Raw genomic sequence first — 14,526 nt, 5'->3', positions numbered from 1 at the left:
CAATCATATATACGTCATACCAGTAGGTTCTCCTCCTATGGATATGACTTTTTTATTTTCTTTAATTAAATCTGCTTTTATCAATAAATTGTTATAATTATCCCCCACATATATACTTTCTCCTAGTTTTATAATGCCCTTTGGCATACCCCCAACATTTATCTTTTTTATCTCTTTATAATTGTTAATATCCACTATACTTATAGTTCCATCCCCAAAATTAGATACAAAACTGCAACTAGAATTTATATACATATCAACAGGATATTTTCCTACTAAAATTTTATTAAATAACCTAAGTCCCTTTAAAGAAATAATACTTAAACTTCCTTTCATATCACCTCCCATGTTACTTTCGCATACTATAATATGTTCGCCATCCACTGTAAACGATGCTTTTGTTGGATATGACCCTACCCTTATATTCTTTATATTTTTTGTGTCCTCTAAATCAATTAAAGTAATACTGTCATCTTGAAAATTAGATATAAGTATAATTTTCTTATGTTTATTAATTTCTATGCTCTTTGGAAAATCTCCGCAAGGAATTTTTTCCTCTATTAAATTAGTTTTCAAATTAAAAACCACAACATCATTTGAATCTGCGCATATTATATAAGCCTTATCTTTGTACTCTACTACATCATTGCAATTCATACCTATAAAATAATTGTCTATTTCTTCTCCATTTACTTTATCAAATATAGACAAAGTATTATTGTACCTATTAGCCACAAGTAGCTTGTCTTTATAGTTACATATACTGTGGGGCCCTATTTTATCTAAGCTAGGAGTTTTAGAATATATTTTTCCCTCCTCTTTAAATACTCCTATATCTACAACAGATATATTATCTGAATGTGTATTACACACATATAGTTTTCCCATATTCTCACCCCCTCACAGTATAATATGTAAAATATTACAAATATGGTATTGTACTTCTTAATTTTTATGAAAGTTTACTTGTGGTTAATAAATTAATATTTTATAATATAACTTATTAGTTATATTAGGAGATGATATTTTGTATACGTACATACCAAAGGGAGTCTGTTCAAGACAAATAGATTTTGAGATTGAAGACAATAAATTAAAAAATGCCTCTTTTGTAGGTGGATGTAATGGAAACTTAAAAGGTATTTGTAGTCTTGTTGAAGGAATGGACATAGACTCTATAATAGAAAAACTTAGAGGAATAGATTGCAGAGGAAAAGGAACTTCATGTCCTGATCAATTAGCTAAAGCCCTTGAAGAAATAAAAAATAAACAATCAGATAAATAAAATTTTAAAATAATAAAAAAGGATAGATATAACTAAATTTATTATTATATCTATCCTTTTATTTTTTTATAAATATTTATCGCCTTACAATTTTAGTAAATTTTTAAATTATAGTATACTATTAGTAGTTTAAACTATTTCTTTGAAACATATTTACTATCCTTAATATAAAATCTCCATAAATAATCCTTAGCTTCCTCGGCATAATCAATTCCAATCCTTTTAGAAGCTACAATTTCAAATTCCTCTTTATTGTCAACTATGTATATGTTATCTTTGCACAAATCCAAACCATTAAATTTTTTTGTAATATTCATTGCCATACATAACTTTCCTGGTCCATTAGTTATATTTTTTTGTTGATACTTAGTTAACTCGTTGAAATCTTTTCCATATCTATTTTTACTAAAGTCATCTATATTTTCAATTGGTTCAACTGCTCTTATAAGAACTGCTTCTGGAACATCCTTTTTTGAAGAAACTATATTTAAACAATTGTACATACCATAAATCTGAAATACATAAACATAGCCCCCTTCCTCATACATGATTTTAGTTCTTTCAGTTTTTCTGTTTCCATATGAATGAGCTGCTTTATCACTAATACCACCATAAGCTTCTACTTCAACTATTTTTCCAAGTAATTTTGTTTCATTTTCCACAACAATAATTTTTCCTAATAAATCCTTTGCAACCTCTATTGTATCTCTTGTATAAAATTCTCTATTTAATCTTTTCATATGATATTCCTCCATTTCAAATATAAATTTTATATTTTTTACAAAAAATAGAAACACTTTTTACTTATACATCATAGTATATAGTGTTAGGACAAGCCGAGAGGTTCTAACATCCATAAAATCTCCTAAAGAAAGGAGGGTTATTTATGGCAGATTGTCGCCCATATTATGATGATGGTCTTTGGATAATACTTCTACTTGTATTATTATTCTGTTGCGGTGGTTGGGGAGTAGGTGCTGCATCATGTTGTTGTGCCCCAATGCTTAGCTGCTGCTGCTGCTGTTGTTAACAATAAGTTCCTAAGCGGTATATTTTTATAATATACCGCTTTATTATTGTATAAATTGATGATATAATCAATTGTAAGTTTAAGTAAAGGAGGCACTAAATTATTGTGGAAAAATAAAATACCCTATATAAATGTTATACCAGTTTTTATAATTTTGGCTTTAATCTTTAAAGCAATTAACAATATAGAAGTCTTTGCTTCTGGGTTATCAGTTGTTCTTTCTATATTAACCCCATTTTTCTGGGCATTTGGTATTGCTTATATTTTAAATCCTTTAATGATATACTTTGAAAAAAAGTTTAATCTTAAAAGATGTTTTAGCATACTAATAGTATTTTTATTACTTATAGGATTTATAACACTTACAGTTACCATTATATCTCCAGCTATTATAAGTAATGTTGGAAAATTACTTAATGATATGCCTATATATGTTATAAAAACTCAAGCATGGTTTTATGCAACTATAAATAAATTTAATTTGTCAAATAACACTACGCTTATACAGTTTGCAAATAAAGGTTTAACTAATATAACGACTACGTTAACAGATTCTTTAAAATCATTCCTTAACGTAGCATTATCAAATGCAATAGATTTTACCTCTTCATTCTTAAAAATGATATTTGGATTTATAATATCTGTTTACATATTAAAAGATAAAGAATCATTTCAAAGAAATGCTAAAAACTTTTTATATTGTATATTTAAAAAAGAATCAATAGATTCTTTCCTTACTTTCGGTAATGAAGTAAATGTTATATTTTCTCAATACATTATCGGTAAATCAATAGACTCTTTAATAATTGGTATCTTGTGTGCTATTGGTCTTGCAATACTACAAGCACCTTATGTATTATTAATTAGTTTACTTGTTGGAATAACTAATATGATACCATACTTTGGACCATTCATTGGTATGATACCAGCTGTTTTAATTACAGTATTCTATAGTCCTATTAAAGCTGTGTGGGTACTTATATTTATAGTTATACTTCAACAATTCGATGGATGGGTTTTAGGTCCAAAAATACTTGGAGATAAAGTAGGCGTTAGTCCATTCTGGATCATACTTGCTATTTTAGTTGGTGGTGGAACTTTTGGTGTACTTGGAATGTTCCTTGGAGTACCTATAATAGCTGTAATAAAAACTTTACTTCAAAGATTTGTAACAAGACGATTAAAAGCTAAAAACATTAAGAAAGCATAAAAGTGTCCGACCTTTAATTAAGGGTCAGACACTTTATTTTTTAATTTTATTTTCTAGTTATTATTTTTCTCATATCTCCTATCATATAAAGAGAACCTGATATTAAAAGTAAATCATCACAATCACAATATTTAAGTGCAGTTTCATATGCTATTTTATAATCTTCAATGGCTATACAATTAGGATTATATTGTTTAACACTTTTCATAAGTTCACCAGCAATTTCAGCTCTTTCACTATGTGGTGTAACACATATAACCATCTTTGCATTAGGAGTTATAACTTTAATCATATCTTCAACTTGCTTATCATTTAAAATTCCTAAAATAAGAACCATATCCTTATAATCAGCGTAAGTATCTACACTTTCTTTAAGACTTTTTATTCCATCAATATTATGTGCTCCATCTAATATTACTAGTGGATTTCTATTTAAAATTTCAAATCTTCCTATCCACTTAACTTTTAAAAGTCCATTAATAATAGATGTATCTTTTATTGATACCCCCATCTTTTTAAGCTCATTAATCGCATATAAAACAGTGGCACAATTTAATATTTGATGTTTTCCAAGAAGAGAAAGATTTATGTCATAAGTTTTATCATCAACATTTACTATTATATTTTGAGTTCTTATATTCTCTCCATTTAATTTTATATCATTGCAATTTATATATTTTGCACATTCTATGTCTAACATTTTAAGTGGAGATTTTCTCTCCTGGCACACAGTTTTTATTACATCTTCCGCTTCTTTTAATTGAGGATATAAAACTACAGGAACTGTATTTTTTATTATACCTGCTTTTTCTATAGCAATTTTTTCTATAGTATCACCTAATATTTTTATGTGGTCATAGCTAATTGAAGAAATTACACTTAATATTGGAGTTATTACATTTGTAGAATCAAATCTTCCTCCAAGTCCAACTTCAATAACTGCATAATCTACATTTTTGTTATAAAAATATAAAAATGCAGCACATGTTATTATTTCAAATTGAGTTGGGTGACTGTATCCTTCTTCTTGTATCTTATTAGCTGCATTATAAACTTCAGTTACACATATACTTAAATCTTCTTTTGAAATATTAGTATTACTTATTTGTATTCGTTCTTCAAACTCTTCAATATATGGTGAGGTATACATACCTACTTTATACCCTTCTTCAATTAAAATAGAGCTAATCATTGATGTTGTAGAACCTTTTCCATTGGTACCTGCTATATGTATACATTTGATTTTATCATGTGGATTTCCCAGAAGTTCTAATATTCTTTTGGTTCTATCCAGTCCAAGATTTATACTAAACCTTGCAGCATCATCTATATAATTCATACATTCTTTATAATTCAAGATATTCTCCCCATTCTACCTTTAAATTTTAATTTAATTACTTATCAAATACTCCACCTTGTTTATAACTATTAATGCCTTTTCTACTTCCTCCGATGCGCTTAGCCGGTCTTCCCTTTGACATTTGTTGTGAGCTTTTTTTCTTTTTTTCCTCTATTATTTTTTTCATTAGTTCTAAATTTTTTGACATTGTTTATCTCCTTTATTCTATAATTAACTTTAAAATACATGGACAAATAGCCCATGTATTTTAAATATTTTGTGTTTATTTTAAGTTTTCTATTCTTTGAATTACAGCTTCGTACATTTCTTTATATTTCTTTCCTTTTTCTCTTTCTTCATTAACAACTGCTTCTGGAGCTTTGCTTACGAATTTTTCATTGGAAAGTTTCTTTTCTACTCTTTCTATTTCTTTTTGTAGCTTTTCTTTTTCTTTATTTAATCTTTCTAATTCTTTTTCAATATCTACAAGATCTAGAAGAGGCATAAACATTTCAGCACCCTTAGTTACAGCTGATACTGTATTTTCTGGTATGCTATCTTTAGAATCTACGAAATCAACTTCTGATGCTGATGCTAATCTTTCAAAGTAAATTGTACCTTGTTTAAATGCATCTTTTCCTTCTGTTGCAAATATAGTAACTTTAGCTTTTCTTGAAGGAGGAACATTCATTTCTGATCTTACATTTCTTAAAGATTTTATAGCTTCTATAATGTAATTCATTTGTTCTTCTGTTTTTGCATCACTTAATTCTTCTTCAAATACAGGCCAAGCTGATGTTACTATAGTTTCTTCTGTATTTGGAAGGTTAGTGTAGATTTCTTCTGTTATAAATGGCATTACTGGGTGTAATAATTTTAGTCCTTTCTTTAGAACTTCATTTAATACATTTAATACTACACCTTTAGCTTTTTCATCATCACCATATAATGCTGGTTTTACAAGTTCTATATACCAGTCACAGAATTCGTTCCACATAAAGTCGTATATCTTTTGAGCTGCTATACCAAGTTCAAACTTATCTATGTTTTCAGTAGCTTCTTTAACTACAGTGTTTATTCTTGATAATATCCACTTATCTGCAAGTGTGTACTCTTTGCAATCTTTATATTTTTCCATTAAATCTTTGTCAAGGTTCATCATAACAAATCTTGATGCATTCCAGATCTTATTTGCAAAGTTTCTAGCTGCTTCTACTTTTTCTTCGTAGTATCTAATATCGTTTCCTGGAGCATTACCTGTGATTAACATAAATCTTAGAGCATCTGCACCGTATTTTTCGATAACTTCAAGAGGATCAACACCATTTCCTAAAGACTTAGACATCTTTCTTCCTTCACTATCTCTTACGATACCGTGAATTAATACAGTATTAAATGGTATCTTCTTCATGCTGTGAAGTCCTGAGAATATCATTCTAGCTACCCAGAAGAATATTATATCGTATCCTGTAACTAATGTGTTTGTTGGATAGAAGTATTCAAGGTCTTCAGTTTTTTCTGGATATCCAAGTGTTGAGAATGGCCATAGTGCTGAACTGAACCAAGTATCAAGTACATCTTTGTCTTGTTCTAAATGTTCACTTCCGCATTTTGGACACTTAGTTGGATCTTCTGTAGATACTATTACTTCTCCACAATCTTTACAGTACCAAACTGGGATTCTGTGTCCCCACCATAATTGTCTTGAAATACACCAATCTTGAATGTTTTCCATCCAGTTATAGTATGTCTTTGAAAATCTTTCAGGTACAAATTTAATTTCACCTTCACGTACAACCTTTATAGCAGGTTCTGCAAGTGGCTTCATTTTAACATACCATTGTTCTGATGTCATAGGTTCAAGTGTGCTACCACATCTATCGTGAGTTCCTACATTATGAGCATGTTCTTTTATTTTTACTAAGAAACCAGCTTCATCTAAATCTTTAACTAATTCTTTTCTTGCTTCATATCTATCAAGTCCTGAATATTTTCCGTATCCTTCAGCTATACTACCATCTTTATTTAATATAACTACTTGTGGAAGGTTGTGTCTCTTTCCAACTTCATAGTCGTTAGGATCATGGGCTGGAGTTATTTTAACTGCTCCTGTTCCAAATTCTACATCAACATATTCATCTGCAACTATAGGTATTTCTCTATTTACTAATGGAAGCATTAACTTTTTACCTATTAAGTGTGTGTATCTTTCATCATTTGGATTAACTGCAACTGCTGTGTCTCCAAGCATAGTTTCTGGTCTTGTTGTAGCTATTTCTAAGAATTCATCGCTACCTACTACTGGATATTTAATGTGCCAGAAGTGACCGTTTTGTTCTTCATATTCAATTTCTGCATCTGATATTGCAGTTTGACATTTAGGACACCAGTTAACTATTCTGTTTCCTTTGTATATTAATCCTTCGTTGTATAATTCAACGAAAACTTTTCTTACAGCTTTATTTAAGCCTTCATCCATTGTAAATCTTTCTCTTGTATAGTCAGCAGAAATTCCTAGCTTTTGATATTGAGTTTTTATTCTGTCTCTGTACTTGTAAGCCCAATCCCATACTTTTTCAAGGAATGCTTCTCTTCCCATTTCTTTTTTATGTAGACCTTGTTCTAAAAGAGATTTTTCAACCTTAACCTCTGTTGCTATACTTGCGTGGTCTTCTCCTGGTAACCATAGTGTACTATATCCTTGCATTCTCTTTGTTCTAATTAAAAAGTCTTGAAGTGTTCCATCTAAAGCGTGACCTAAGTGAAGTTGTCCTGTTATATTTGGTGGCGGCATCATTATAGTATAAGGTTTTTTAGTCTTATCTATTTCTGGTGTAAAATATCCTTTTTGTTCCCATTTTTCATATAACTTATCTTCGAATTCTTTTGGATCATAAGTTTTTGCAATATTAACTTCTTGCATTATTTCTCCTCCTTAAATTTATATTTTATATTAAATAATTTTCAAAATAAAAAAAGCACTGTCAATCCACCAAAGGACGACAATGCGCGTTACCACCTTAATTCTCGAAATCAATCAAGCACTCATTAAAATTAACGATGTGACCACCGTCTTTATCTACTATTATTTCAATAAAGAAACTCCAAAGCTACCTTCAAGATAATTTATATAGAAAGTCTCTCAGCTAATAAACTTTCCTCTCTTAATACTCCTTATCCCTACTCCTCTTTTTCTCTGTTTTTATATTATATAATTATTTCTTATTATACCGTTATTTTTTTAAGTGTCAAGTTTTTTGTTTTCATAATATTGTAATAATAAGAGTTTTTATTTTATAAATATATATTAACTTATGTTTTTTAAGTTGATAAATGAGGTAGTAATATGAAAAGTTTAATAATTGCTGGAGTGAATATATACAAATGTAAAATTCTCCATAGAAGTAAAACTGAATTACTATATTTAACACCTAATAATAGAGTATTAAAAGTATGTAAAAATGTTGATAATTGCAGACGTGAATATTTAATATTAAGATATGCTAGTGGTAATAAATACTTTCCAAAAGTTTTTGAATATAGAACCGGATATATTCTAAGAGAATATGTAAATGGTATATGTATTATAGATTATATAAAAAAAAATAGCCTAGATGAAAACCTTGCACTGTCTTTAGTAGATATAATAGAAAACTTTGAAAAACTAGAATTTACACGGCTTGATACTGGTTTATCTCACATATTTATAACCAAAAGTGGAGAATTAAAAGTAATAGGATTAAAAAATAATTGCTCACGAAAAGAAAAATATCCAAAACACATGATTAATGGACTTAGAAAACTTAAAGTTTCTAAAAAATTTTTTAAAACTTTAAAACACAAACGGCCAGATTTGTATTCAAAATGGAAAAAATGATTATGATATTAGAAATAAATATAAGCTAATAGCTAAAAGAACTAGTATTACTCTATTCTTTTAGCTATTATTTTTTGTTTTAATAATGTTTCCACCTGACTTTTGGTAGCTAAGCCCTTAGAAAATGCAGTAGCACTTCCAGTTGCAACTCCAAATTTAAAAGCCTCCATTAAATCTTTATTTTTTAAATATCCAAAAATAAATCCTGCAACCATTGAATCTCCTGCCCCTACAGAATTTTTAAGCACTCCCTTTGGAGCTTTACTTTTTATAACTTCTCCACTTGATGAAATAAATATAGCACCCTTTTCGGCCATTGAAATAACTACATTTTCTGCTCCCATACTTTGTAATTTCTTTCCAAAATAAATTATATCTTCATCAGTTTTTATTGTTGTATTAAACAATTCTCCAAGTTCATGATGATTAGGTTTTATTAAAAAAGGTTTATACTTTAAAACATTTAGTAAAAGATTTGACGTTGCATCTACTACAACTTTTATATGTTTATCCTTTAGCTTTTTCATTATATCTTCATAAATATTTTCTGGCACTGTGTTTGGTATACTACCTGAAAGAACTAAAAAGTCATCTTCCTGTACTCCTTGTAGTTTATAAAAAAATTCATTTAAATCTTCCTTTTCTATCTTTGCACCCTGTGCATTTATCTCCGACTCAACTGAAGATTTTAGTTTAACATTTATTCTAGAGTTTCCATTTTTAAGTTTAATAAAATTGCTTTTTACTCCATATTCCTTAACTCTTTTTTCTATTTCTTTTCCTGTAAATCCTGAAACAAAGCCTAATGCTACACTTTTAACACCTAAATTATTTAAAACTATAGAAACATTAATCCCCTTACCACCAGGATATATTTCCTCACCAATTGTTCTATTTACTTCACCTATTTTAAATTCATCTACTCTTACAATATAATCCAAAGAGGGATTAAATGTAACTGTGTAAATCATATTTATCATCCTTTTATATAATTCTATTTTTTATTATTTTAATATTCCTCATAGCATATATTATATGCTACATATTTTAGTTTATAAATATAATTTTAACTTTCATAGAAATTTTTATATAAATATTTACTTTTTTAAAATGATATTTTATCATTAAATTAAGTATATGAAATTTAATACAGAAGGAGACTATTATTGGTTATTATAATCTTATAAAAATAGATATTATAAAAGTTGAAGATAATAAAATAGTTACCGTTAATTGTTAAAAAAGGCTGCCTTACTAAGAAATCTACATTATAGTATTTATTCTTAATAAGGCAGCTTTTATTTACTAAGATAAAGTTTTAAATTTATATCCTTTACTTTTAAAGTATTTGATTACTTTAGGAAGAGCTTTAGCTGTTTCTTCTTTTCCTCTTGCATCATGCATTAATAAAATAACTACATCTTTTCCTTTACTACTTTCTATTGCTAAATCAGCTAACTCTTCTGCTTTTTTAGGTTTTCCTTCCGCATCTTTGCTTAAAGCATTCCAATCTACAGATACCTTATTAGTTTTATTAAGATAATCATTTAATGGATTCATACCCTTCCAAGTCCTATATCCACCTGGACATCTTAAAACTCTTGTTGAAAAATTTTCTCCTAAAATACTCTTTAATATACAATCATTCTTTTCAAAATCTTTTTTAAAAGCTTCTATATCTAGTTTACTATTAGGATATAAAATATTATAATCGTGACTATATGAATGATTTGCTATAGCATGTCCACTATTAAATATCTCTTTAACTAATTTTTTAGACGCATCTCCACCCTGTTCTATAACTTGTCCTATAAGAAAAAATGTAGCTTTAACATCTTCTTCTTTTAATACTTTTAAAACCTGTGGAGTTACTGATGGAGAACTTCCGTCATCAAAGGTTAAAAACACTATTTTTTCTCCATTATTAAAATAATGTCGCTTAGTAATTCTTTCTGAGATCTTTTTAGCATCATAAGTGTATTTTTTACCTTCATCATTTGTGCCTACAAACTTCTTTTGTGGTTTATTGTTATGTACTGATACTACCTTTTGTTGCACTTTAACATTTTTATTAGGTTTATTAGTTTTTGATATATACTGTTTTCCTTTATAAAAACTGATTAACCCTACACCCAAAATAAATACAGATAAAATTCCAATCCACTTCCTTGAATCTTTACCCTTTCTTCTCCTTTTATTTTGTCTGATTCTTTTGTTTCCCATGTTTTATATCTCCTTTTGTTATTACACTGTATTTGAAATAGTTAGACTTATTTATAACTTCAAAACATCACCTTTAATATAAATCACCATTAAACATAACGTCTCTTATTAACCAGTTAGATTTTTTATCTTTTCTAACTAATATTACTATACCTTGTAAAATTTTTTGGTTTTTATCTTCTTTATTGTCATTTGAATTTGTATAAAATTGTATAGTAAAACACCTAACATTTTCTTTATCAAATTTATTAATTTGATTCTTATCATAAATTGCTTTTTTTATTTGTTCTTTAACATCCCATTCTTTACAAGAAATAATTCCAACGGATTTTAAGTTATTAAAGCTTAAATTTTTCTTTTTATTTTTATATTCTTCAGTTTCTAATAATTCCATTTTACCTAAATCTTTATCATTCCAACACTTAAAATATTCATTAATAACTTGAACTTCATTAAGATTATTTTGATTAGTTGATACTTTTGACACATTAACTTCATGTATATCTTTTTTGCTACTACATCCCATAAAACACCCACATCCAACCAGACAGATAATTATTACAGATAATATCTTTTTCACACTAATTCCCCCCTTACTTTTTAACATTCTGTTAAGTTATATAGTTATATTTACCATATTTATTATACCTTAAATTTACTTTATATGCATATAAATGTATTTGGGGGCTTTTACTAATTTTATAATTACTTAAATTTGCTAACACTTTATATTTATCACTTTTTAAATACTTATTCTTTACAAAAATATTACGTTCTTTTACATTGTGTAAACTTTTTTTACAATAATAAAATAGCTAGACCTAATTGGATCTAGCTATTTTTCTTATACTTATTTAATTTTTATTTTAATACTTCTCTTATTAATTCAATTTCTTCAATATCTAAATCGGTTAATTCTTTTATAGTTTGATTATCTAATCCTTTTTTTATTGCTTTTTTAACGATTTCCAAAGTCTTTTCTTTCTTGCCTTCATCTTTACCCTTTTCTATTCCCTCTTGTATTAAGCTTTTGCCAAGTTCAGTCATTCTTAATTCCTCCTTTACCTTTTCTAAATCTTTTCCACTTAAAAATTTATTTGCAAAGGCATATAATATTGATTCTATATCATTTTTATAATCTTTTTTTATATCCTTTACTATATTTATAGCATTAAGTATTTTATCTACTGTACTTATGCTTCCACCCATTATAGGAGTAAATGTTAAAGATATTATATCCTGTTTTGTAACTTCAAGTCCATTTTTTATCTTAGTTTCTAATACTTCAAACTCTTTCTCACCCATAAAAACTTACCAGCATATAATACAGTGACATAAAGAATAATTAGGAGGAATTTCTAGTCTATGAAAAAGAAAATTTTAAGTACATGCTTAGCTGTTATGTTTATTTTCACATCAGTTATATTTACAGGGTGCGGAAAGAAAAATGAATCCGAACTTCAAGAGGTTAAGTTAAATGAAGTTGTTCGTTCTGTTTTTTACGCTCCTATGTATGTAGCTATTAATGAAGGTTTCTTTAAAGAACAAGGATTAGATATTGAACTTTCCACTGGTCAAGGTGCTGAAGCTCCTATGTTCAAAACACAAGTTTAAATTTTAAGAGTTTGGAGGTGGAAATCCCTAGGAAAACTAAAGAAAAGCCTGACTAGAGAGAAAGTCAAGGCTGTTTTATTGTTTCATGTTATATAGTTAAATATTTAATAGTTAATATAATTTTTCTACACCGAATACCCGTCCATATATTTCAATTTTAATATTTTGTGTGCTAAAATTCATAAGTTTCTATGCTACCAGTTTTCATAATTTCACCATCTTACACTCTACTCTTATAACATCAATTTAGTCTTTCCTTTGCTCATTAAGTCTTCATGATTATTACCTAGTATAATTTCTCTTTTTTAATAAGTTTTATATCTCCATTATAGTCCAATCCATTTTTTATTTAACCATTGAACTTAACTTGCTATAACATAATAAATATTTCATTAGTCTAAATTAATTTCTAAAAGTTTTATCAATTTATCTAGAAGATTTTGTTTTTCACTAATTTTTGTGATACCTTTATCTATTATATTATCAAAGTATTCTTGAATACCATCAATATAATATTCAATATAACCTTCTTGTGCATCTCCTATTCCACCATCATCATTAAGTTCAGCTCCACCATATGATATATCAATTATTCCTCTTTTAACTAAAATTCCATTTTTTAATATTTTTAATTCTATATAATCTTGTCCAAAATTACTGGGTGATAGATATCCTTCTGCATTCAATAAAATTCTATTATTTTCATAGTCATATATATCAACTATTGTTTCCAACTGAAATTCTTCTTTAATTTCATATTTGCTTTGATTAATTAAATTTACTAAATTAATATCAACAATATAATTATCAATAAATTCTACCATATTATCAATTATTTCTTCTCCATCCATATCTATAGTAATAAATGCTGATTTTTTATTAAATCTTTTTACACATTCTTTTAAATCTACTTTTTTCAAATTCTGTAGATAATCTATCAATTCATCATATTTAATTATATAATTTTCGACTTTGTCTCTAAACTCATTATATTTATTTAGTATGCCTTTTAATTCTTCAAATTTAGTATCTTCATTTATATATTCCATTACATTATAATCGGAATATAATTCTGATAATCCGCACTCTTCTCTATCAAGATCAATAATATACTCTAAATGTCTTTTCCTTTCTTCCTCTTCTTCCTTAACTTGTTCTTCAATTACAGTTTCTAACTCTTCTGCTACTTCTAACTCTTCTTTAAAATGTTCCTTTAATGTTTTATAATAAAATATGCTATATATGAATTTGTCATATAACATATTTTCTTTTAGACTATCGCATATATCAGGATGGATAATTTCCCTTTCCTCTTTACTTTTAGATTTTGAGAAATCGATAAAATTTTTAGTAATAAAAATCACTTTATCATCTTCAATAAAATTTATAAATTTGTTTAAATTAACTAATATTTCTACAATTAGAGCATCTGCACTTGATTCTTTATTTTTTATATGAAATGGACATCTTTTATAAATTTTTCTCTTCTCTACACCTAAAATTAAATCTTGTGTTTCTTCGATTAATATACTATTATCATTGCCAAAAATAGTTGCTATTTTTTCTTTAAATTCTTGAATATACGATTCCTTATTTTTATCAAAGTAAATTTTAACTTCACTTATATTATTAGATAAATTATTTATTTTATCCTTAAATTTACTAACTTCGTCACCTCTACTCACCCAATATATATTATTTATTTTGTTCTTCAAATTTTTTAAATTATCTCCCACTTTGTTTATCTCATCTTCTATATGTCTATACACTTCATCTTTTACAATTTTAGGAACTACCAACTTGATTTGATTAAACTCAAGTAAATTTCTTAAACACTCATATGATTTTGGTGGATTCTCTTTATTTCTATAAACGACCATATCAATATATATATTAGTATCTAACAATAAGTATTTCATTTTCTCCTCCTAAATGATTTCTAGTACTC

14 protein-coding genes, 1 pseudogene and 1 other annotated feature are annotated in these 14,526 nt (G+C 27.3%); of the genes and pseudogenes, 5 read left to right on the top strand and 10 right to left on the bottom strand.

Annotated elements, in window-relative coordinates; all coding sequences use genetic code 11:
* Positions 1-3: 3 nt before the first annotated feature.
* Positions 4-888 (bottom strand): YncE family protein, encoded by an 885-nt coding sequence (locus NT01CX_RS04260; protein ID WP_011721818.1) that lies wholly within the window; start codon positions 886-888, stop codon positions 4-6.
* 139 nt (positions 889-1,027) lie between these two features.
* Between NT01CX_RS04260 and NT01CX_RS04255 the strand changes: the two genes are divergently transcribed.
* On the top strand, positions 1,028-1,285 hold the full coding sequence (locus tag NT01CX_RS04255) for a TIGR03905 family TSCPD domain-containing protein (RefSeq protein WP_011721817.1): 258 nt from the start codon (positions 1,028-1,030) through the stop codon (positions 1,283-1,285).
* A 134-nt stretch (positions 1,286-1,419) separates the two neighbouring features.
* Here the strand turns inward: NT01CX_RS04255 and NT01CX_RS04250 are convergent, their stop codons facing one another.
* Positions 1,420-2,025: a DNA-3-methyladenine glycosylase gene (locus NT01CX_RS04250; protein WP_011721816.1), complete on the bottom strand. Its 606-nt coding sequence runs from the start codon at positions 2,023-2,025 to the stop codon at positions 1,420-1,422.
* 146 nt (positions 2,026-2,171) lie between these two features.
* Between NT01CX_RS04250 and NT01CX_RS12235 the strand changes: the two genes are divergently transcribed.
* Together NT01CX_RS12235 and NT01CX_RS04245 are read left to right on the top strand one after the other, a co-directional pair.
* Entirely contained in the window at positions 2,172-2,315 is a 144-nt protein-coding gene (locus NT01CX_RS12235; RefSeq protein ID WP_187146700.1) for a hypothetical protein, read from the top strand.
* Positions 2,316-2,418: 103 nt separating this feature from the next.
* The gene (locus NT01CX_RS04245) at positions 2,419-3,525 is read left to right on the top strand and encodes an AI-2E family transporter (RefSeq protein ID WP_011721814.1); all 1,107 of its coding nucleotides are present in this window, start codon (positions 2,419-2,421) and stop codon (positions 3,523-3,525) included.
* A 46-nt stretch (positions 3,526-3,571) separates the two neighbouring features.
* Here the strand turns inward: NT01CX_RS04245 and NT01CX_RS04240 are convergent, their stop codons facing one another.
* From NT01CX_RS04240 to NT01CX_RS04235, 3 genes are all read right to left on the bottom strand, one after another.
* Positions 3,572-4,882 carry a bifunctional folylpolyglutamate synthase/dihydrofolate synthase gene (locus tag NT01CX_RS04240; RefSeq protein WP_011721813.1) on the bottom strand — a complete coding sequence of 437 codons (1,311 nt, stop codon included), beginning with the start codon at positions 4,880-4,882 and terminating at the stop codon, positions 3,572-3,574.
* Positions 4,883-4,919: 37 nt separating this feature from the next.
* Complete coding sequence (locus NT01CX_RS12230; RefSeq protein ID WP_011721812.1) at positions 4,920-5,072, bottom strand: hypothetical protein; 153 nt, start codon at positions 5,070-5,072, stop codon at positions 4,920-4,922.
* A gap of 75 nt (positions 5,073-5,147) precedes the next feature.
* Entirely contained in the window at positions 5,148-7,787 is a 2,640-nt protein-coding gene (locus NT01CX_RS04235) for a valine--tRNA ligase (protein WP_011721811.1), read from the bottom strand.
* Positions 7,788-7,856: 69 nt separating this feature from the next.
* Positions 7,857-8,070 (bottom strand) — a binding site (T-box leader).
* Between the two features lie 140 nt (positions 8,071-8,210).
* Here NT01CX_RS04235 and NT01CX_RS04230 point away from each other — a divergent pair.
* A complete protein-coding gene (locus NT01CX_RS04230; protein WP_011721810.1) occupies positions 8,211-8,741 on the top strand; it encodes a hypothetical protein in 531 nt (176 codons plus the stop codon).
* 47 nt (positions 8,742-8,788) lie between these two features.
* Here NT01CX_RS04230 and pfkB read toward each other — a convergent pair whose 3' ends face one another.
* From pfkB to NT01CX_RS04210, 4 genes and pseudogenes are all read right to left on the bottom strand, one after another.
* The gene (gene pfkB, locus NT01CX_RS04225) at positions 8,789-9,712 is read right to left on the bottom strand and encodes a 1-phosphofructokinase (protein ID WP_011721809.1); all 924 of its coding nucleotides are present in this window, start codon (positions 9,710-9,712) and stop codon (positions 8,789-8,791) included.
* Between the two features lie 334 nt (positions 9,713-10,046).
* Positions 10,047-10,964: a polysaccharide deacetylase family protein gene (locus NT01CX_RS04220; RefSeq protein WP_011721808.1), complete on the bottom strand. Its 918-nt coding sequence runs from the start codon at positions 10,962-10,964 to the stop codon at positions 10,047-10,049.
* 73 nt (positions 10,965-11,037) lie between these two features.
* Positions 11,038-11,544: a DUF4829 domain-containing protein gene (locus NT01CX_RS04215; RefSeq protein ID WP_039238982.1), complete on the bottom strand. Its 507-nt coding sequence runs from the start codon at positions 11,542-11,544 to the stop codon at positions 11,038-11,040.
* Positions 11,545-11,825: 281 nt separating this feature from the next.
* Positions 11,826-12,239, bottom strand: a pseudogene (locus tag NT01CX_RS04210) (hypothetical protein); the annotation flags it as partial.
* A 90-nt stretch (positions 12,240-12,329) separates the two neighbouring features.
* Between NT01CX_RS04210 and NT01CX_RS04205 the strand changes: the two are divergent.
* The gene (locus NT01CX_RS04205) at positions 12,330-12,578 is read left to right on the top strand and encodes an ABC transporter substrate-binding protein (protein ID WP_011721805.1); all 249 of its coding nucleotides are present in this window, start codon (positions 12,330-12,332) and stop codon (positions 12,576-12,578) included.
* Between the two features lie 392 nt (positions 12,579-12,970).
* On the opposite strand, the gene NT01CX_RS04200 is transcribed toward NT01CX_RS04205, so the two are convergent.
* Complete coding sequence (locus NT01CX_RS04200) at positions 12,971-14,497, bottom strand: PIN domain-containing protein (RefSeq protein WP_011721804.1); 1,527 nt, start codon at positions 14,495-14,497, stop codon at positions 12,971-12,973.
* Between the last annotated feature and the right edge of the window lie 29 nt (positions 14,498-14,526).

The organism is Clostridium novyi NT, assembly GCF_000014125.1.
GTDB lineage: Bacteria > Bacillota > Clostridia > Clostridiales > Clostridiaceae > Clostridium_H > Clostridium_H novyi.
Note: the sequence above shows the minus strand (reverse complement) of the source record. Positions and strands in the feature narration are given on the sequence as shown.